The following is a 21,301-nucleotide window of genomic DNA, read 5'->3' on the forward strand; positions in this document are numbered from 1 at the left end:
TCTACAAAATAAGAAAATATCATGCTTAAAGAAAACCTTTTTACGATTTTATATTTACATTTACTTTCCTTTAATAGTACTCTGATTACAGTAGAATTTGTTTCTAACCCCTTAACATCATTTAAAGCACTATGAAACTAAACCGTCGTAATTTTTTACGCAATACAGGCCTGTTGGCAGCTACTCCTCTATTAGCAAATCAATTATGGTCATGTACTCCTTCATCAAAAACCGAAGAAAAAAGCACCGATTCAACAGCTACTTCCTCAATGGTAGCAGAACCTTCAGTAAAAGAATTTGGCATACAACTATGGACAGTAAAAGAAGACCTTGCTAAAGATCCAAAAGGCGTATTGAAAGCATTGGCAAGTTATGGATATAAACAAATTGAGAGTTTTCAGGGCGACAAAGGTGTTTTCTGGGGCATGACCGCCAAAGAATTTAAAACCTTAATGGATGATATTGGTAGCAACCTGATAAGTACCCACTGTAATCCGGATTATACCATGAAGAAAGAGACAGAGGGAGAGTTTAAAAAATTAGTTGACGATGCCGCAAGCATAGGCATGAAATATCTGATTAACCCATTCTTAGGTGAGTTGAAGAAAGAGGACGAGTGGAAAAAAGCGGCTGAGGGTCTGAACCGTCAGGGAGAAATAGCCGCTAAAGCCGGTTTGCGTGTTGCTTACCACAACCATAATTTTGAATTCAAGAAATTCGCAGATGGTACTCTGCCCGAAACCATTTTATTAGAGGGTACAGACCCTAAATTAGTAGATTTTGAAGCAGATTTATATTGGTTAGTAGCTGCGGGCGAAAATCCGGAAGAATGGTTGACTAAATATAAAAACCGTTTCCGCCTGGTACATGTAAAAGATATATTACCGGATGTAAAAGTAGCCGAAATTACAGAGAAAGAAAAAGTAAAAGACCCTCTATTCTCATTCTCAACTACCATAGGCACAGGTAAAATCGATTTTCCAAGATTATTGAATGTAGCTAAACAAAACGGAGTAGATTATTTCATTGTTGAACAAGAACGTTTTGATGGCACCACGCCAATGAAAGCAGCAGAAACTAATGCAGGTTATATGAAAAATTTAGTTTTTGCGTAGTATCAGCAGTCAAAAAGGGCAATTAATTGCCCTTTTTGACTTTATAGTTACCATTATAGACTACCGATGATTTCTTTTATTATAAAAGTCATGGTTGGCTCTGCTTTATGGGCAGCTTCAAGAATTCTGCTCAATTCTGCTTTTTGTAAAATTTCCGGAATCCCCATATCTGTAATAACAGAAATACCGAATACCGGAATATCCATTTGTCTGGCTACAATTACTTCCGGCACTGTACTCATGCCTACTGCATCTGCCCCTAACATCCTCAATAACCTGTATTCCGACTTGGTTTCAAGATTTGGCCCTGCAACACTCACATATACCCCTTTATGAATACCCTCCAGTCCATTTTGTGTAGCTATCAGCAAGGCTTTTTCCACCGTTACCATATCATAAGGTTCGCTCATATCCGGAAAACGCTCACCCATGATATTCTCGCCCATTAGTGGGTTTTCGGGCAAAAATAAAGAAATATGATCTTCAATAATCATCAGATCACTTTCTTTATAGGTAGGATTCAACCCTCCGGCAGCGTTTGACACAAAAAGCCTTTCAATACCTAAAAGCTTCATTATCCGCACCGGAAAAGTAACCTGCTGCATCGAATAGCCTTCATAATAATGAAATCTGCCTTGCATACACACTACTTTTTTGCCATTCAGTACCCCGAACAGAAGTTTCCCCTTATGAAACTCAACCGTGGCCAAAGGGAAATTGGGTATATCACTATAATTAAGTGTAAAAGCAACTTCTATCTCTTCTGTCAGTTTTCCTAACCCTGTTCCTAAAATGATTCCGAACTGGGGTCTGAAATCACCTATCTGCGATTGTATATAAGCGGTAGATTCTTCAATAAATTTAAGCATGAGTACGGTACAAAATTGTTTGTATAGACAAGGTACGAAATAAAACTAAAAAAGCACGACTCTCAGAGCCATGCTTTTTTATCTACGAACGAGATTATATCTTACAACGCCAATGTACCTTTGCGGGCTGCATCAACTAAAGTAGCTTCTAAGCCTTTTTTGTTGATAGTACGAAGGGCTGAAGTCGAAACTTTCAATGAAACCCAAACACCTTCTGACTCTAAGAAAAATTTCTTGGTTTTAAGATTTGGGAAAAACTTACGCTTTGTTTTATTGTTAGCGTGCGATACATTGTTACCGACTTGCGTTCTTTTACCAGTGATTTGACAAACCTTTGCCATTGCCTTATATAATATTTTCTATGAAAAAAAGATAAATCCTTAAACGGGAGTGCAAAATTCGTAATTTTTTTGGAAATAAAAAAGCATGAATCACTTTTTTTTGAATCCATAAGGGCAATGCCGACAGCCGCTCTTACAGCAATACTCTCTTTTCTTATGGTATATTTCTGTAAAAACCATTAAACCACCCTCTATATAATAGTCTTCTTGTGTTAGTGATGGCAAAAATATGTTTTCTTTTTTATTTTTTCCGTTTTCCAATTTTGAATTACTCTTTTGTTCTATTAACTTTTGTTTTCAAATAAACGTTTCCTGAAACCTCATGAACTTAACTATCCGTTTAGCAACTATCGACGATGTACCTGCTATATTAAATGTTTATGCATCAGCTTTAGACAATAACAAAGTGCTTTCGATAGAAGAAGCGCAAAAGATTTTCATTAAACAAAGTCAATACCCCGACTATCATGTTTTCCTGGCAGAAATGGATAATGAGGCGGTAGGCACTTTTGCGCTTTTAGTCATGGAAAACATGGCACACATGGGCACTCCATCGGCAGTAGTAGAGGACGTAGGTGTGTTACCGGGTTTGCAAGGAAAAGGAATCGGGAAAAAAATGATGGCATATGCCCTGCAATATGCCAAAGAAAAAGGTTGCTATAAAATGAGTCTTTCAAGCAACCTTCGGCGAGAACAGGCCCACCAGTTTTATGAATCTTTAGGTTTCAAAAAACATGGATTCAGTTTTCTGATGGAGTTATCCTAAACTAATTCTGCGCTGTTTAAAATATGGCCGAAGTATTTTTTTATCAAATAGAGCCAGCATCACTATCAGGTTCAATAAAATACCTAACTGAGTAAAGTATTTTGAGAACAAATCACTTAATTCCTTAATCAATATATTAGGCTCTTGCTGAACTGTTGCAGAAGTTGGCTGATAGAATATGGCAATGATAACAGATACCACCAATATTGCTACCATCGTTCCAAAGAAAATATAAGGCAGTTTACGGCTCCAATCTTTCTTCTTTACTGAGATAACTTTGGGTTTTGCTACAGGAGTAGCTGCCAGAACATTTTCTGTAAAACTCACAGAGGTATGCTCTAAAGGCATTTGTGCCAAATCGAGATGGATAGATTCCAATTCTTTAAAATATTGCTGATAAACACCCGAATTAGCTAAAAGATAGGTGTGCTGTTGCAAAACTTCTGCATCGGCACAGCCATCAAGAATATCAAATATTTGTTCGTCTGTTAACATGACTCTTTCGTTTTTAAACTTTCTGCACTTTCCTGCGTCACTATAGTAAACTCTTTACTTCTTCTTTCCAATGTTTTCTCATTTCTTCTGCCAGACGCTTCCTTGCCCGATGAATCTTTACTTTGGCGGTCTCTGCACTGATTTTTATAACAGCAGCAATTTCTTCTAACGATTGTTCCTGCAGATAAAACAAGGTTATTAATAAAACATCATCTGCCGAAAGTTGCTGCATTGCCTGCCTGATAGCCTGCTGGCGTTCGTTTTTTCTGACATCTTCACTCGAATCACTCAGATTACTAACCATTGATGCTTGGGGTGATGCTTCTATATCTTCAGTAAAGATACGGCTTTTTCGTTTCTGCATCAAAGCCGCATTAAAAACTATCCGATAAAACCACGTAGTAAATTTGGCCTCAAAGTTAAAAGTATGAATATTTTTGTACACCTGCAAAAAAGCATCCTGCGCTATTTCTTCTGCATCTTCACGACTATTTAATATACGAAAAGCAACTGTAAACGCATAGTCTTTATGGCGATTGATTAACTCCTTATAAGCTAATCTATCACCACTTTGGATACGTTTAAGTAGGATAATATCTTTCTGTTCGTCGTTCACTATACCATTAGATGCAGTCTAAAAAAAAACGTTACACCTTATAAGAAAAAATATTTTTTTTATCAGCCTGTAACCTCCTGTCAAAGATCTGCATCCTATCGCCAAACATTATTTCACTGCTTAAAACAAATATATTATGAATACTCCAGTAGCTTTAGTTGTTCCTGTTACCGCAATAGTATCTGTTGTCAGTCTGTTGGCTATTTTAAGAAAATTTGAAAATGAAGAAAGAATGGCCATGATTGAAAAAGGCCTTACCCCACCACAAAAAGAAAGCATGAAAGTAAATCCTGCCTCGGCTTTACGTTGGGGGTGCTTATTTATGGGCGTTGGTTTGGGTATCTTTATAGCTAATTTAATCGAAAGTGTAAGAGACGATAGTTCAGAGGCACTATATCCGGCATTAATCATGTTCTTTGGTGGTTTAGGGTTACTCATCTCCTACTATATACAATTAAAATTAGATGAAAGGAACAAACAGGTTTAATTTTAATTCCTGCTTGAGACCTATCTCATTTTTTCCATTTGGCTAAATTACCTTTTGCCCCTATCGCCCAACAGTCGTCTTTATAACAGGATATTGCATGGAAAGCTTCCGTATCAACGGCTTTCCATGTTTTACCCATATCTACCGAAATACCTGTACCGGAAGTACCAACTACCAACAAGCTTTTATTAGTCAATACCCAACTCGATTCTTTCAAGCCATCAGGTTTTGCCTGTTCTGTCAAAATCCATGTTTTACCTCCATCATGCGTAATGGCTAAATTATCAGACACTTTTTTATCTTCTTTATAATCTCCGCCTGTGGCTATTCCATCTTTATCCGTATAAAAGTGTAAGCCAAAAATACCGGAGGTTTCACCTGGTTTAAATGGGGTCTCTGCCACCTGCCAGTTCTCCCCTTTATCAGTTGTATAGAATACCCTGCTTTGTGTATTAATCCAGGCCAGTTTTTTATTTCGTGCCTTTACACAAGTGCCGCTCGAAGCAAAAGAAGCCTCTCCTTTCCTAACGGGTGGAAGTTTTTCTTTGGGTACTCTTTGCCAGTTTTCTCCATCTAAAGTCCGTAAGATATAAGGCTTATCATCAATGGGGTCTCCAATTAAAACCCCCTCTTTTTCATTCCAGAAGTCAAATGAATCAAAAAAAGCCCCTTTTTCAGAGGTCTGAAAAATTACTCTCCACGATTTTCCCCCATCTGTGGTCTTATATATTCTGGCAGCATCTTTATCTGCGTCCCCTGCGCTCATGGCAAAAGCCACCTTTGCACTTACCCCATGTATATCTCTGAAATCTAACGCTTCTGCTCCTGCTACTTGTAATACTTCCCATTGCTGCCCACCATTGGTTGTTTTCAGAATAGTTCCTTTGGTTCCACCAGCCCACACTATCTTATTGTTTACCGCACAAATAGACCGAAAAGAAGCATCGGTGCCTGCATTTTGCTTTATCCATTGGGCTTCTACAGTAGTGATAGATAAAATTAAAAGAAGATAAAAACGTTTTTTCTTAAAAATAAAGGTAATCATATTAATCATTCAGAATAGTGTCTATTTTTGTACGATGAACCAACGAATGTACATATTTCTTGCTACTCTTCTCTTTTTTTGCTTCAGCTTTTTTGCACATGCACAAGAAGATGTTAAAATAAGTTTCGGAAAAAAGAACCTGCTGATTGATGAAAATCTGGAAATAAGTGTGGTAATAACAGATAATGATAAATCTATTGTAAGCACCTTTCCCGAAATACAAGGATTTACTAAAGCTGATAGAAAAATAACACATACCAAAAATCAGTCTCATACCATTACACAAAATTATACCCCTAACAAAGAGGGAACTTATAGAATTGCACCTTTTGAACTAACTGTCAACGGGAAAGTCTATGAGTCTGAAACTACTACTATTGTTGTAACAGCACCTAAAGACGACGACGAAGATGGCAATGAAGTAATCAGCTTGGAAAACATAAAAGAGAATGCTTTTCTGGCTATAAACATTGACAAAAACACAGTTTACGAAGGTGAGGGATTCAGAGTATCATTGGCGTTCTATATTGCTGAAAACAATACCATGCAAATGGATTTTCCTGATGATTTGAATGCACAGGTAGATGCCATTGCCAAGAAAATAAAGTCGCCTGATTGTTTGGAAGAGCGAATAACTATTACCAACATCACAGAAGAACATCGCACTATCAACGGCAAGAAGTTTTTAGCTTATAAAATCTTTGAGGCCATCTATTTTCCGCTTAATAGTCAGCCCATTAAAATTCCTGAAGTACAATTACGCATGGACCAAAGCAGGAAAAACAGTGATGAAAAAGAATCTATTAGTTTTTCTAATAAGCCATTTACTGTAAAAGTGCTGAGTTTGCCTGACCATCCGCTCAAAGACAAAGTAGTAGCTGGGAATTTCAATTTAACCGAACAGATTGAAACCCGAAAAATCAATACAGGGAAAAGTTTCGATTATAGTTTCAAGATTTCAGGGCAGGGAAACTTCTCAACAGTTAATGTTTCTTCGCCTGTTAATGATAGCTTCTTTGATTTTTATCCACCAGAAATCCGGGAGGTACATAACAACGATTTAACCCTAAGAGAAAAAGAGTTTCGTTATCGCATAGTTCCCAAAGACTCGGGACAGCATACCTTAGATAAATATTTCTATTGGGTCTATTTCAATACCAAAACCAAAACCTACGATACACTCAAATCGAAATTAAAAATAAAGGTTTTAGGTAAAGCCATTACCAACAAAGAGTCTGATGCCTCAGAAGATATATTTGCAGGCATCGATAAACTCGATACTTCGGTTATTCAGACAAATTATCAGGAAGTAGTTAAAAATATTTCAAACCTCCTGATAGTGTGCATGATTATGGGTTGTTTATATCTGTTTAGCTGGAGACGGCGGGCAAAATAAATTTAGAGTGCCGGATGTTTTTTATGAAAATCTGTGGCATCCTGATAGGCTTTAGCCACCTGTAATAACTTGGCTTCTCCGAATAATTTCCCCATAAAAGTAATACTGGTAGGGCGACCCTCCGCTCTGAATCCATTGGGTAACACCACACAAGGATGCCCGGTAAGGTTGGTTAATGTCAGGTTTCTTCCGAATGAGGGTGACAGATACACATCAATTCCTTTTAAGCGACGTTCCATTTCCTGAATCAACAGGGTACGGTGCCTATTAGCCTGAATATACTCTACCGCCGGGATAAATCTTGCTGAACGGAAAGCATTAGGCCAGGCATTTTTATTCTGGCGAACCAGCATATCATCCTTACCCGAACGTGTCAGTTCATCGAAAGCAGCGGCAGCCTCTACGCCGAGCAGAAAACTAATATCGTATGAGGGCAAATCAGGCAATTCTAATGAAATTAACTCCGCTCCTAATTTCTGTAAAACTATCAGACTAAGCGAATCTATGCTTTTTGTCGGATACTTTTTTTCAAAATCACTTTTCAGGTAAGCAATTTTTACACCTTTCAGACCTTTTGTGCCGTCATAATTAAAAGGTGCTTTTATACAGGTGAAATCCTGCCCATCTATTCCCTGAATTGTATTAAACACAATCGCACAATCTTCTACTGTACGGCATATCGGTCCCAGTTTATCCATGCTCCAGCTTAGGGTCATAGCACCTGTACGAGGAACCCTACCATAGGTTGGACGTAATCCGGTTGTACCACACTCGGTAGAAGGAGAAACAATTGAGCCCAGCGTTTCGCTACCAATGGCAAAAGGTAATAATCCGGCTGCCACCGACGAAGCCGATCCGGCTGAAGACCCACTCGACCCCCTTTTTAAGTCCCAGGGATTTAAGGTTTTACCACCAAACCATACATCTCCCATTGCTAATTCACCTAAGGTCAGTTTGGCACAAAGTACCGCACCCGCTTTGGCTAATCTCTGAATTACCACTGCATCCTGGTCAATTATCTGGTCCTTATAAGGCACCGAACCCCAGGTTGTTTTATATCCTTTTACTGCCAGTAAATCTTTCGCTCCATACGGAATGCCATGCAATATGCCTTTATACTTACCTGCCTTTATTTCACTATCAGCTTGCGCTGCTTGTTTCAAAGCTAAATCCTCCGTAATAGTAATGGCATAATGCAGTTTGGTATCGTACTTTTTTAATCTTTCAATAAAAAATCTGGTGAGTTCAACAGAAGAAATCTTTTTGGCACGAATCAATTCAGCTAATTCTCTTACTGAAAAATAGGCTAAATCATCACGGTTAGCAGGTAAATTAACTACCCCAATCTGAGAGGCTTTAAAAGGTAAATAAGTTTTTTCAAACTCAAAACCCACAGGCAGTGGATTAAAGTACAAAGCGGGGGCAACACTATTGTCTAATGATATTTTCCTGATACTCTCAAAATCTTTCCGGTTATCATTCAAATCATTAATCATCGAATCAGCTTCAGCATCATTAAAATCCAAGCCTAAAATTTTTTCAGCCTGATTAATTACTTCAACTGTAATCGGAGGGCTATCAACTATTTTAGTAATAAAGGCACCTAAGCCTAATGAAACAATACAGGCAACTGGTAGAACAATTTTTTTCATGATTGGAGTAGTAGTGTTGTTGAAAAGGTATGAGGTACCAATATACTCATTTTGTTCAATATCTGATTATCTTTCCTGAATCCTCAAAAAAAATGGGTAAAATACCTCTCAGCATTTTACCCATTCTGTTATTTTTTTACTGCTTAAGTTGATTAATTAGTACAACCTCCATTAATTAAAGCACTAAAAGCAACTCCTTTATCAGCCATAAATCCCGGACTCAGTAAAACTGATTTCTTGGCTTCATAACTTACCACACTCGCCCCGGTAATCTTATTAGCCGCCTGAATTGAACTGGTTGATTGATAACTTTTGGTAACACTAATCAGGTTTTGGGTAACAGTAAAATTGGTTTCACAGAATTTAATCGTAATTGTTGCCGTTACTTCATTTAGTCCATCTTTAACTTTTACCTCCAAAATAATAGGATTTGGAAAAACAGCAGACTTATTTTTCAAGATAATCTGACCTGTGGCATTAATTTCAAACCAGTTATTGTTGTTGCCAGCTACAATTTGATAAGTTAATGGGTCATTCTCAGGGTCGGTTGCCTGAACTTTTCCAACTACTGTATTAACAGCTATGGTTTCAGAGGTAGTAAAAGTGCTATTACTTACTACTGGTGCCTGATAGGTTTTCAATTGTCCGTTAATAATCTCAAACTTCTGTGGTGTTGTAAACGCCGACCCGATAAACGAAGCATCAATTGCCTGTACAGACCAGTAATAGGTACCATTAGGCAGCATTTTTATATTCCATGATAAATTGTGTTCGGTATTACCTTTTCCTGCAATTTTCCTGACACCATTTACCCCTGCATTAGCCGCCAGAATTTCATCACCCGCAGTGGTTTTACCAATTCTTAAATTATAGCTTAGGCCCGATACAGGTGTATTATCATCAGTAGCTGCCAACCAGGCAAATTCTAATATTTTTTTGTTAGCAACCGTAAGTAATTTAAGTGACTTGGTTTTGGGAATACTTGGCGCAGTATTAAATCTATAAGTTTCTGATGCTGCAAGGGTTGTCTTCATTATTTCCGATTCACTCACAAATCCTTCTGCATTTACAAGACTGTTGGTATTTACACTGGCCGATTCGTTCTGAACATTTAATAAAGCTCTGAAAATCGTATTACTTGCATTACTCACATCATTACCCGTCAGTATCATATCTAAATCGCCATCGTTTTCAATATCACCAAAGGCAAATTCAGCATCGGTCAGGTTTCCATAATTAAAGGTACTGGCCTCATAATTTTTGGTAGTAGCATTATATTGTGCCAGTCCGGTTACCTTACCAACTCCATCTCTGAAACCTGTGTAGAATATATCCAGTAAACCATCTCCGTTAAAATCTCCGAATCTTATTTTGGCATTTCTCAACGAACCGATATTAATGGTATGAGGTACAAAAGTGGCATTTTCTCCAACCAGTTGATTTTCATACACCTGAAACACATCAGGCCCCGAAGCTATCATACCCGTAAATATTATATCCAGGTCTCCATCTCCGTCATAGTCAACCAAATCGGTCGTACCCTGATTAACCGGAACAAATTCGTTAGTAGTTGGTGTCAGTGTCAATGTCGAATCGGCAATAGTTGTATTCTGGTATAAAATACTTTTTAGTCCCTCATTTTCATCATAACCGGATGTTACAAAATCTATTTTCTTATCCTTATTGAAATCTCCGAAGTCATAAGAAGCATATTTCAGAGAAGCTATCTGAGAAGATAAATCACTAAAAACAAAATTACTACCAATCCCCTGCCATTCCATTCTATAAAACTTAGGCACACCATTATCATCAGTTGAGGTAATTCCGGCCATCATAATATCCATCAGGCCATCGTTGTCCATATCAACCAGTTTAAGTTTGGTATTAATCAAGCCTGTGGCAGAGACAGTATATACCTGACTAAAATTACCGCCTGTATTAAAATACACCCGAAGAATTTTATCTGTGGAATTAATCACCACATCTGTCAGACCATCATTATTAATATCTCCTTCTACCAGATTCTCAATACCACCAAAACCAATATTTAAAGATGCCGGACGATATATTTTATCATCAAACAGATAGGCTTGTCTGTTGTAGCTTGAGCCAAGTATTAAATCTAAATCTTTGTCGTTATCAATATCAAGAAGCGTTAATTTAGGCTTATCTACCCCATTAATACTCCTGTTCACAATTCCCCTCTGATTAATCAATTTCCAGTCATATTGTAAAATATAGATTTGTTCAGCCGCAAAAGGTGAACCCTGAAAACCCTGGTCGATTGCCTGTACAGACCAATAGTATTTGCCCGGACTTAATTGAGTAATATAACTATTGGTATAAATAGGCGGAATAGCCGTGATTAATCTTGACCCATTCTGCAAATTACTTTGTGGGTTCGATAATTCGGTACCACCGGGGCTTGTACCCAGGCGGATATTATATCCCAAAAATGTTGAATAGTCGTCCGAGGGTTTATCCCAACTTAGCTTCACAAACCCATTGCCTAAATCTGTCACAGTAAGATTAGTTGGCGCAGCTGGTGCCTGATTATGCTTTACACCTGCATCATTTTTATACAAGACCGTGGTCTGTCCGTTAGTGGCATGAATACCCGTCATAATTAAGTCCAAATCTCCATCAACATCGTAATCCACCCAGTCAGCAGTAGAATTACGCAGGGCTGCCAGTGCTATATCTGAAAGTTCGAAACTTCCGTTACTTTTCTGATAATACAATTGTGACTGACCTGTGGCAGCAGCATTTTCTCCACTGACCAATATATCCGTCAATCCATCATTATTAAAGTCCCCGGCGGCAATAGCACCATTTTTTCGGGCTACGTTGCCCGTGAGAAAAGACAAATAAGTATTTGCACCAAAATTCGGGTTGCTACCACCTGTTGCCCCTAAACCCATAATGGTAAGAGGGCTTGTGTCATTAAATACCTTACTTACTTCATAACGAAGGTCTGTATAGCTTAAAGCAAAACCAAAGTCGCCTGTTTCATTATAGGAGTTTCGTATGTATCCTCCCTTGAATATAATATCGTTGTCACCATCCAAATCAAAGTCAGCTACTTTTAAATCTCCATCCACAATGGCACTGATATTAACCCCCGGATTAAAATCAGAAATTATCTGATATTTTAATTGATTGTCCAGTTTTTCATACAAATAAAACAACGATTGATTAGACTCGTTTTTACCTAAGATAGCCAAATCCAGATCTCCGTCATTGTCTAAATCGCCGAATGCCAGTTTGGTATAAGATAATCCGACAACATTAATATCTGAGGTGGCCGTAAAAGTATTGCCCTGGTCGCTTATGTAAAGAATTGTTTTTCGTACAGTCGTATTGTTTTCTGAACCAATACCACTGACAATTAAATCAAGGTATCCGTCTTTATTAATATCCACCCATTGAATGTCCCCATTTCTAAGTTTAAACAGATTCTGATTTGTATTCACAAATACTCCGTTATCATTCCTGTATATCCTTGTTACATTACCTGTTGCCAGACTTGTACCCATAATGGCTAAATCCTGGTCTCCGTCTCTGTCATAATCTCCCCATGAAATAGCACTTTCGGTTAAAGCCGGAAAAGGCGTGGCTTGTTGAGTCAGTTGAATCCGGTTTTCTTTAATGGTAAGTGTCAGCGCACCATTAGGGAATATAGCATTGGCAGAGGTAGGTGTCAGAATAATACTTTCATCGGTTTCATTCAGCCAATCTTCTATTCCTTTTACTTTTATACTATCGCTTACAGATGTTTGTCCTGCCGGAATAATCATTTGAGGGGCAGCCGCAGTTCCATTGGTCGTAAGTGTAACCAGATAATCAGTATTATATTGAGCAGTTCCTGATAAATCAATGTTTACTATTATATCCCGTGAAGTAGGCGAACTCAGAGTAGCTTTGATAGTAGAAGTACCCCCTACTTCGGTGAAACTATTAGCCGAAGCAGTTAATACCATAGATGGCTTATCTTCAGAGCTAATATAAGCAGTAAGGGTTGGATAAACAGTAGACACATTTACTGATGAGCTGATACCTAATTGAATAGTCTCAGCAATTTCTACAATAGTATCATTTATAGGAATAATTTTAAAAGTAGCGTAAGATTGCCCTGCAGGTATTACCAGCGAATCGCTACTTAAGGTGTAATCTGTACCCTTAATAGCGGTTCCGCTTGTCATGAGTTTAAAGCCAATATTCTTGGCAGACACTCTACTTAATGATACCGTTACATCGGCCCCTGCTGACTCTTCGTTAATTGTTGTCTGAGGTAAAGAAAAACTTAATACAGGTGGCGAATCGTCACTTACAATAGTTAATGTTAAAGTAGTAGGTGTACCGATTGTAGCATTAGTTGCAGTAGGTGTTAATATAACAGACTCGTCAAATTCATCTGTTAAATCATCTAAACCCTTTATTAATAGAGTTCCGGTAGTTTGTCCGGCCGGAATAACAATCTGCGGTGTTGCTGAGGTACCACTGGTGGCATAAACAACCTGATAATCTGTATTTCTGATGGCAGTTCCTGTCAATGCAATATTTACTACCACTTCTCTTGAAGTAGGCGCATCTAAAGTAGCTGTGATTGTTGACTGGCCCGATGCCTCTGAAAAACTTGCTAAGGAAGCCGATAAAGCAACTGATGGTGTATCTTCAGAACTAATATAAGCTGTGAGCGTAGGATAAACAGTAGATAAATTTATAGACGAGCTAATACCTAACTGTATTGACTCTAATACCTCTACTAAATTGTCATTGACAGGCGTAATAGTAAGTGCAGCCAATGAATCTCCGGCGGCTATTGCTATTGAATCGCTACTTAGTGTATAATCGACTCCATTAATAGCTGTTCCACCGATACTGAATTTAAACCTAATATCCTTAGCTGATTTTCGGCTTAATGAGAGAATTACATCAACGGCTGATGCCTCTTCATTAATAGTGGTCTGAGCCAAATTAAAGTTTAAAGTCGGTTCCGGGTCATCATCAATGATAGTCAATGAAAGCGGCGTAGCAGAATATAAGGTCGCATTAGTAGCGGTTGGCGTTAAAATTACGGTCTCATTAAACTCATCTGTCAGATCATTAATCCCAGTTACAGTGAGTGTTCCGGTTGTTTGCCCGGCAGGAATATATATCTGGGGTGAAAATTGAAATCTTCTTACATCATTATACATATAATTAGAGCAGTAAACATTCCCATCTTTATCTACAAATATATCGGTCGGTTCGTTGATGTTGTTATTCCCTTGTTCTACTAATATTATTGGCGTTTTAGAATTAGGTTTAAACATGCGAACTTGCAATAAAGAACCATCGCAAATAAAAATATTGCCTTCATCATCAACATGTATTCCTGTTACGTATTGAATGGGATTGTCAGGATAGTTATTAGGGTTCTCAAGACCTATAAGTTCTTCAACAGTATTTGAAGAAGCGTTCCACTTAAGTATTCTTGAATGAGTTCCGATATAATCTCCTACGTATATATTTCCTACCTTATCGCCATATATATCCATAGGTGTAAAGTTTATATCAAAAACTTTACGATTCACCCCCATAATAGTAGTTCCGACCGAGGCTCCGGGCGCCCATTTCTGGATACGGGCATTACCTCTGTCATTGACAAATACATTTCCTGTTTTGTCAACATAAACACTTTGTGGATAGGTCAATTGATTTGCTGCGGTTCCTTGTCCGTTTCCTCCAGCTACAGTTACCCCTACGCTCGCACCGGGAGTCCATTTCTGAACGCGATGATTATATCTATCAGCCACATAGGTATTTCCCAGGCTATCAATAAAAATTCCTGTTACTCCTGATGAAAGATGGGTTTGTCCGGTTGTTGCACCATAAGCCCATTTTTGTATACGGCTATTTCCTGCATCAGCAACATAGACTTTTTTTTGATTATCAACAAAAATACCAGATGGGATATAAAGTTGATTAGAGGCAGAGCCCTCCCCGTTACCACCTGCTACAACCTTGGGTTGTGCATAATGTGGAAAAGTAATCTTATAATCTACCTTATTAGTTGAGGTACCTCCTATTGAAAAATCAATATATACATCTTTATTTGTGGCAGCAGATAAAGTAGCAGTAATAGTAGCTATTCCTCCGTTCTCTGAAACGTTTGTAGTCGTACTACTTAGTGTGACAGTTGGTGTAATGAGAGTAGAATTGGGGCGAGCCTGGTTAGTTTTTATGTTTTGTGAAGCCACAGTTGTTGCAAGCATTAAACTTGTCAACACAGTTAAAATGAGAACTCTTATTTTAGTCATTAATGTAAAGATTTGTTCATAAGTAATGTTAGTTTGTTTTTAGTTCTAAAGGCTATAATAAAGTGGGGCAAATATCTCTATTTATCGTAATATTATCAAAAAATTATTCACAGCCCAGCGAATATTTACATAATAATAATTCGGAGTATAATTCTGAAAAAACAACTCACTTAATAATCCGCTTATCATAACCCAATCCCTTATAAAAAAAGCCAACTCTGAACACAGAATCGGCTTTTTATGAGTAAATAACACCATAAAAACAGGCAACTTATTGCTTCATTGCTTTAATCACATCTTTATAGCTTACCAGTTGAATACCTTTCTGCTCAATGGCTTCTTTCACTTTATCACTGGTAAAAATATGGGTTACATCCTGGCGTCCTTTGGCAACATCTTCATATCCAATATGATAAATAGCCCTTAGTTCATCATTATCGAGGCCCGGGTGTTCTACATATACATAGGTTTTGCCCTCCTCCAGTTTATCTAACATAGCAATAAAAGCCTGAATGCGTTCTTCGGTAGTTTTATTTCTGAAATCAAATCCGGTGTAGTTAATACCAGAATCTGTATCAATCATAGTCAGATTATACTCTTTAGCTACCCGTTTCGTCATTTCTTTTACTTCCGGTGAAAAGGCCGTACTACCCATATGGCCTGAAATATGGCTGAGACGTGGAATATATTTCAGTGCCATTTCTATCTGCGCCCTGAGTTCTTTTTCTACATCGGCCAATTTCCAGGCATTATCCATCACCGCCTGTTGCGGATAATTGTTGTTATGGAAAAGCATCGGATAAAAATAGCCATCTTTGTTTCTTAAACTCGGGACATCAGTCAATGGTCGCCATTTTATATTATCCCATTCTGCCGTAATCGCAAAATGTAATCCTACATCAATTGTCTTGTTTTGTTCCAGTAATTTAACTGCCTCAGGAAACCAGGGAGAAGGTACAATTACCTCAATTGAGGTCTCAATCCCTTCTTTATAGCATTTTATCAGTGCCTCATTTCCCGAATGAGAAAAACCCATATCGTCACCCCTTACAATAAGTTTAGGCGGATTTGTCAGATTTTTTCTCAAAACACCATTTTTGCTCGATTTGCTGAAAATATTTGCAAACTCTACAGCAACCTTATCGCCGTCAAAGGTACATTTGATTGTTTCAGTATGTGGGCTTTCAATATACCGGAGGGTTAGTTCTAAGTTATTATCATCTTTCCAGGTATAACTGCCTGCTACTTTAAAAGGGGGCAGGTTACTTCGGTTAGCTTTTGCTCTTGCCACTAAATAAGGGCCGAATTTTGTTGTTTCGCTATACTCCCATTTACCCGAACCGAACGGAATACGATGCGTAGTTGAATCGGTTTTTAAACTTAAATAGCAAATATTATTTTTAAAATCAAGGCTTATACTTTCAAGCCCTCTATCCTTAGCTATTACTCCAAATGTTGTGCCCGAAATCTTGCTTTCTAAAGTAGAACTTGCATTTTTTTGAGGGACATTCAAGGCTAACTGACTTATTCGCCCTTTCAAACTTGCTAATGCTTTCTGATTAGCAGGCAGTTTTTTAGGTTTAAAAGCAGGAAGTATGTATTTCCATACCAGATTAATCTCCGATTGCATATCTGGTGCTTCGGCCGTTAATAAAACCACCGCATCTTGATCAGGCATTACAATAATAAACTGTCCGTTGGCACCGTCACCTCTGTAAGCATTATTCCGGCAACGCCACATCTGGTAGCAATAACCCTGCAACCAATCACTTGAATCTTTTTTGGCTTGTGGCGCATTGGGGTCTTGCATGATTTTCATGCTTGATGCTTCCTCTATCCATGAAGCAGGCAATATCTGTTTGCCTTTCCACATTCCTTTTTGCAAAAATAATTGCCCGAATTTTGCCATATCTTCGGTTTTTACTCGCAACCCCCAGCCTCCTGTATTAATGCCGTGCGGATCAACCTCCCAGTCTATGCCTTCAATGCCCAAGGGGTCAAACAATCTTGGTTTCAGATAATCAACTATTTTTTCTCCGGTTACTTTCTGTACAATGGCCGAGAGCATATAAGTCGCTACCGAATTGTATAAGAATTTTGTACCGGGAGCATTTACAATTGGTGTACTCAGAAAAGTTTTTACCCAGTTATCGCTCATAACAACCGGCCCGGTTGGGTCTGGCACTTGTCCGGCACTCATACTCAATAAATCTTTTACTTTAAGTTCAGCCAGATTGGGGCTTACAGTTTTGGGTAAATCATCGGGGAAAAAAGAAATAACTTTATCGTTGACTGTCAGCTTTTTTTCAGCCACAGCAAAACCTACAGCAGTAGCTGTAAAACTTTTACTGCAAGAATACATCGTATGTTTTAAATCTGCTCTGTAAGGGTTCCACCAGCCCTCTGATATTACCTTGCCATGACGCACAATCATAAAACTATGAAACTCATGCTTGCTTTTAGACGCAGCTTCTAAAAACTGATTGATACTTTCACTTGATACGCCTTCTGCTTCGGGTGTACTCCGGGGAAGAGAAGTAGTTTTCTGGGCAAATACATAAACACTTAATAGAAGAAGAAGAAATGTTTTTTTCATCTGTATCGGTTGAATAGGTTAATGGTATAAGGTTGAAAAATTGATGAAAGATAAAGATTATCTGAATACTTTCATAATTTCTATGTAATCAGAAAATAGGAAGATTTTACTCTATTTAGACAATCGAAGTATGAAGTAATTCCGTAAGCTCTTTTGCCTGACTTACGGTCATAAAATGCCCTCCACCTTTTATAACAAAATCAGCATTGACAAAATGAATAGGCAAAATGCGGTCAGTATCACCGTGTATATGAATGACATTCGGAGGGATAGTCAGGTTTTTCCAGCATAAGATTTTATCAATAGCCCATCTTAAAAAATAAGCATCTAAATCGTAAAGAATTTCTGCAAATATTTTTCGGTGTTCTTTAGTCTCTATCCCAAAAAACCAATCATTGATAAAAGTATGTTGCTTGAATACTTTAACAGGTAGAATCTTATGTAATTTTAGATACCCTGCCCATCGGTAGTAGAATGGTATTTCCTTGAAGGTTTTAGCAGAAGCAATCAGAATAACCTTTTCAGCAGGCAAATGCTTTGTTATTTCTATAGCCATCATACCACCAAATGAAAGCCCGACTATAACAGGCTTTTCAGCAGTTATCTGACCAGTCAATCTTTTAGCATAATCTTCTATACTTTCATTGGCATCTGGTTGTACCCATTTTATAAAAGTTACCTCAAAATCCGTAAAGTCGAGATACTTAAATACTCTTTCATCTACGCCTAAACCGCTGAAAATATAGAGATGTTTCATCATTTTATTAAAAACAAAATGGAGAGAACCGCAATCCTCTCCATTTCAATATTGGCCTATGTATTACTCACTTTCGTCTTAGGTCTGATAATCAACCTCAGCGATTGGTCGTAAGTAACATAACTCCAGAGCCAGTTAATAAAAACCATTACTTTATTCTTAATACCTAAAATCGACATCAGATGCACAAACATCCACACATACCAGGCAAAGGCTCCCTGAAATTTCCAGAAAGGTAAATCTACTACTGCCAGATTTCTACCTACTGTAGCCATTGAGCCTAAATCTTTGTACTCAAAACCTTCAGGAGATTCTCCACGCATAATTCTGAATATATTTTTTGCCAGTAAGTTTCCTTGCTGAATAGCAGGTTGCGCCACTTGCGGGTGTCCGTTCGGGAATTTCTCATCTCCGCTCATCAAGGCAATATCACCAACAGCAAACACATTTGTAAAACCATCAACCTGGTTATATTGGTTTACTTTCATTCTTGCACCTCTGCCATACACTTCTGGTGCAAAGCCTTCTACTGTATTTCCTTTCACACCTGCTGCCCATACAATATTATTAGTACGTATTTTTTCATTCGTACTGGTATAAGCATACTTACCATCAAAATCGGTAATTCTCACTCCTGTTTTTACTATTACGCCTAAACGTTCAAGGTATTCTTTACTTTTGGCAGAAGCCTCGTCAGACATGACTTCTAAAACCTCAGCCGAAGACTCAAACAAATAGATTTTCATCGTATTAAAGTCCATATCCGGGTAATCTTTTGGCAAGATAATCTTTTTCATTTCAGCCAAAGTACCCGAAACTTCTACCCCAGTTGGTCCCCCTCCTACTACTACCATATTCATCAGTCCTTCACGGGTATCAGCATCTTCTGCTGTTAAAGCATCTTCAAAATTCTGTAATACTCTGTTACGTAAATAAATGGCTTCAGACACAGATTTCATCGGTATAGCATGGTCAATCATGTTTTTCATGCCAAAGAAATTAGTACCTGCACCCATCGCCAATACCAGATAATCGTATTTTATTTCCCCTAAGTCAGTCTCAATGGTATTTTTTTCAGGATTTACCTTATTCAAATTGGTAATGCGGATATGCACATTTTTCTTTCGCTGAAATATTTTGCGGAGTGGAAAAGAAATCGAACTGGGTTCAAGACCCGCCATTGCCACCTGATAAAAAAGTGGCTGAAACTGGTGGTAATTATTTTTATCAATCAGTACAATCTGGACATCACGTTTGGCAAGTTTCTGTGCAAGTGCCAACCCTCCAAAACCCGCACCTACAATCACGATGCGCTTTTGGGAAGTATCAGGAATATTAGGTTCCATAGTATTTTATAGCCGAAGCAATTTTGGATTTTTCTAATAATAAAACGCCAAAGTAAATAATTTTGTTCGTCTTTTTTTAGATTTATTCAAGGTATTTCCATAAATAAAAAACCCGTTTGAAGATTCCTCCAAACGGGCTGTATTTTGCTTAGAATAACATTTCATTCGGTGGTTTTATACCCTTCATACGGATATAAATAGTAGTTTGTCCACGGTGGTGTGTCTGGTGTTCAAAGGCTTTGGCAAAAACCAGTTCTTTGTTCATTTCATTATTACCCATTTTCACCATCTCTTTCATTTGTGCGTCAGTCATACCTTTCAAGGCATTAATCACAAAATCGTAGCTGTCTAATACCGTTTTAGTGGTAGTTGCTTTTGACTTATCTGTAGATTTCTCAAGCGACCCTCTTTCAATAGGACTTTTAACACCACTCGCCAGGGCAGCAAAATTATAATTGGCATTAGCTAAGTGCATCATTTGGTCGGCAAACGAACGAATATCTGGCGATGGTTTAAAGTCAAAACCATCATCAGGCATAGTTTCCAGATATACTTTTGTGTAGGCTTTGGCTCTCTCCCACTCTTTTATCATCTGCTCTTTGTCAAGTGCGCTGGCACTCTTAAAGCTAAAGACAAACAGGGTCAGTAGGCTTAACAGTAAAGATGTTTTTTTCATAGTAATATCAGACCGCCGAAGCGGATGTTTAAAAGGTAATAAGAAATTGTTTCAGTCAAATTTATAAATCAAACAGTTTCAAAAGTAAATGTAACAAAAAAGAGACTTGCTGTGAACAGGAAGCCTCTTTTTAATAATTTATCTAAAATTAATTAGCTACAAATTCTCCACTGGCTCTTAATTCTACTTCTTCGCTTACTACTGCTGCAGGCATGGCTCCTACACCAAACGCAGTACGGTTGATAGTACCAGACGCTTTGAAACCAACCAGTTTTTTACCCTGACGGTTTTGGCCTGTACCAACCAATGTAAGGTCAACAGTAACAGGTTTGGTTACACCTTTAATGGTCAAATCACCTGTTAATTGGAATTTTTTAGGACCTGTTGGTTTGATAGCAGTACTTTTGTAAGTGATAGTCGGATATTTTTCTGTATCAAACATATCAGCTCTGTTCAAGTGTGCATCTCTGTTTTCCTGGTTGGTGTTTACACTTTTGGCATCAATAGTGAATTCAAAAACTGCATCAGAAAAATCTTCTTTTGATGAGGTAAGTTTAGCATCAAAACTTTTAAAAGTACCATCTACTTCTGACAACATCAAGTGAGTTACAGTAAAGTTTACTTTTGCGTGTGCTTTGTCAACTGACCAAGTTTGAGCAAATGAGCTAACTGATGCCAATAGGCTAAGTACCAAAACGACTGCTTTTTTCATTAGTCTGAGTAATTTTAATTAATAATAGTGAATTGATTAAAAGACAAATGTAGATACATATAATTTATCTACAAGTATTTTTCAGGTTTTAACAAAACATTAACTTATTTAAGTTCAACAAATATGATAA

The 21,301-nt window shown here is 37.8% G+C and carries 17 protein-coding genes; 4 read left to right on the forward strand and 13 right to left on the reverse strand.

Annotation, left to right across the window (positions count from 1 at the left end; all coding sequences use genetic code 11):
• Positions 1-131: 131 nt before the first annotated feature.
• Positions 132-1,115 (forward strand): sugar phosphate isomerase/epimerase family protein, encoded by a 984-nt coding sequence (locus EWM59_RS06405; RefSeq protein ID WP_130020121.1) that lies wholly within the window; start codon positions 132-134, stop codon positions 1,113-1,115.
• Between the two features lie 53 nt (positions 1,116-1,168).
• On the opposite strand, the gene EWM59_RS06410 is transcribed toward EWM59_RS06405, so the two are convergent.
• From EWM59_RS06410 to EWM59_RS28360, 3 genes are all read right to left on the reverse strand, one after another.
• Complete coding sequence (locus EWM59_RS06410) at positions 1,169-1,984, reverse strand: purine-nucleoside phosphorylase (protein ID WP_130020122.1); 816 nt, start codon at positions 1,982-1,984, stop codon at positions 1,169-1,171.
• Positions 1,985-2,085: 101 nt separating this feature from the next.
• Positions 2,086-2,325: a 50S ribosomal protein L28 gene (gene rpmB, locus EWM59_RS06415; RefSeq protein ID WP_116985525.1), complete on the reverse strand. Its 240-nt coding sequence runs from the start codon at positions 2,323-2,325 to the stop codon at positions 2,086-2,088.
• Positions 2,326-2,415: 90 nt separating this feature from the next.
• Positions 2,416-2,586: a C1orf53 family protein gene (locus EWM59_RS28360; protein WP_165372116.1), complete on the reverse strand. Its 171-nt coding sequence runs from the start codon at positions 2,584-2,586 to the stop codon at positions 2,416-2,418.
• 61 nt (positions 2,587-2,647) lie between these two features.
• Between EWM59_RS28360 and EWM59_RS06420 the strand changes: the two genes are divergently transcribed.
• Positions 2,648-3,091 (forward strand): GNAT family N-acetyltransferase, encoded by a 444-nt coding sequence (locus EWM59_RS06420; RefSeq protein WP_130020123.1) that lies wholly within the window; start codon positions 2,648-2,650, stop codon positions 3,089-3,091.
• On the opposite strand, the gene EWM59_RS06425 is transcribed toward EWM59_RS06420, so the two are convergent.
• Entirely contained in the window at positions 3,083-3,586 is a 504-nt protein-coding gene (locus EWM59_RS06425; RefSeq protein WP_130020124.1) for a hypothetical protein, read from the reverse strand. The two genes, EWM59_RS06420 and EWM59_RS06425, sit on opposite strands and share 9 nt — an antisense overlap.
• 40 nt (positions 3,587-3,626) lie before the next feature.
• Positions 3,627-4,202: an RNA polymerase sigma factor gene (locus EWM59_RS06430; protein ID WP_165372117.1), complete on the reverse strand. Its 576-nt coding sequence runs from the start codon at positions 4,200-4,202 to the stop codon at positions 3,627-3,629.
• A 136-nt stretch (positions 4,203-4,338) separates the two neighbouring features.
• Between EWM59_RS06430 and EWM59_RS06435 the strand changes: the two genes are divergently transcribed.
• Positions 4,339-4,689 (forward strand): DUF6249 domain-containing protein, encoded by a 351-nt coding sequence (locus EWM59_RS06435; RefSeq protein WP_130020126.1) that lies wholly within the window; start codon positions 4,339-4,341, stop codon positions 4,687-4,689.
• 25 nt (positions 4,690-4,714) lie between these two features.
• Here the strand turns inward: EWM59_RS06435 and EWM59_RS06440 are convergent, their stop codons facing one another.
• A complete protein-coding gene (locus EWM59_RS06440) occupies positions 4,715-5,734 on the reverse strand; it encodes a WD40/YVTN/BNR-like repeat-containing protein (RefSeq protein ID WP_165372118.1) in 1,020 nt (339 codons plus the stop codon).
• A 46-nt stretch (positions 5,735-5,780) separates the two neighbouring features.
• On the opposite strand from EWM59_RS06440, the gene EWM59_RS06445 reads away from it, so the two are divergent.
• Positions 5,781-7,130 (forward strand): BatD family protein, encoded by a 1,350-nt coding sequence (locus EWM59_RS06445; RefSeq protein WP_165372119.1) that lies wholly within the window; start codon positions 5,781-5,783, stop codon positions 7,128-7,130.
• Positions 7,131-7,132: 2 nt separating this feature from the next.
• On the opposite strand, the gene EWM59_RS06450 is transcribed toward EWM59_RS06445, so the two are convergent.
• The 7 genes from EWM59_RS06450 to EWM59_RS06480 all read right to left on the reverse strand — a co-directional run bounded on the left by EWM59_RS06450 (position 7,133) and on the right by EWM59_RS06480 (position 21,171).
• Positions 7,133-8,782: an amidase gene (locus EWM59_RS06450; protein ID WP_130020129.1), complete on the reverse strand. Its 1,650-nt coding sequence runs from the start codon at positions 8,780-8,782 to the stop codon at positions 7,133-7,135.
• A gap of 152 nt (positions 8,783-8,934) precedes the next feature.
• Positions 8,935-15,039, reverse strand: coding sequence for an FG-GAP-like repeat-containing protein (locus EWM59_RS06455; RefSeq protein ID WP_165372120.1), 6,105 nt, complete (start codon positions 15,037-15,039; stop codon positions 8,935-8,937).
• Between the two features lie 316 nt (positions 15,040-15,355).
• Positions 15,356-17,680 carry a ChbG/HpnK family deacetylase gene (locus EWM59_RS28200; RefSeq protein ID WP_207219944.1) on the reverse strand — a complete coding sequence of 775 codons (2,325 nt, stop codon included), beginning with the start codon at positions 17,678-17,680 and terminating at the stop codon, positions 15,356-15,358.
• A gap of 115 nt (positions 17,681-17,795) precedes the next feature.
• Positions 17,796-18,440 carry an alpha/beta fold hydrolase gene (locus EWM59_RS06465; RefSeq protein WP_165372121.1) on the reverse strand — a complete coding sequence of 215 codons (645 nt, stop codon included), beginning with the start codon at positions 18,438-18,440 and terminating at the stop codon, positions 17,796-17,798.
• A 53-nt stretch (positions 18,441-18,493) separates the two neighbouring features.
• The gene (locus tag EWM59_RS06470; protein WP_130020131.1) at positions 18,494-19,783 is read right to left on the reverse strand and encodes an NAD(P)/FAD-dependent oxidoreductase; all 1,290 of its coding nucleotides are present in this window, start codon (positions 19,781-19,783) and stop codon (positions 18,494-18,496) included.
• A gap of 148 nt (positions 19,784-19,931) precedes the next feature.
• On the reverse strand, positions 19,932-20,459 hold the full coding sequence (locus EWM59_RS06475; RefSeq protein WP_130020132.1) for a DinB family protein: 528 nt from the start codon (positions 20,457-20,459) through the stop codon (positions 19,932-19,934).
• Positions 20,460-20,607: 148 nt separating this feature from the next.
• The gene (locus EWM59_RS06480; protein ID WP_130020133.1) at positions 20,608-21,171 is read right to left on the reverse strand and encodes a YceI family protein; all 564 of its coding nucleotides are present in this window, start codon (positions 21,169-21,171) and stop codon (positions 20,608-20,610) included.
• Positions 21,172-21,301: the final 130 nt, after the last annotated feature.

Origin of the sequence: Emticicia agri, from assembly GCF_004168285.1 — a bacterium.
GTDB classification, from domain to species: Bacteria; Bacteroidota; Bacteroidia; order Cytophagales; family Spirosomataceae; genus Emticicia; species Emticicia agri.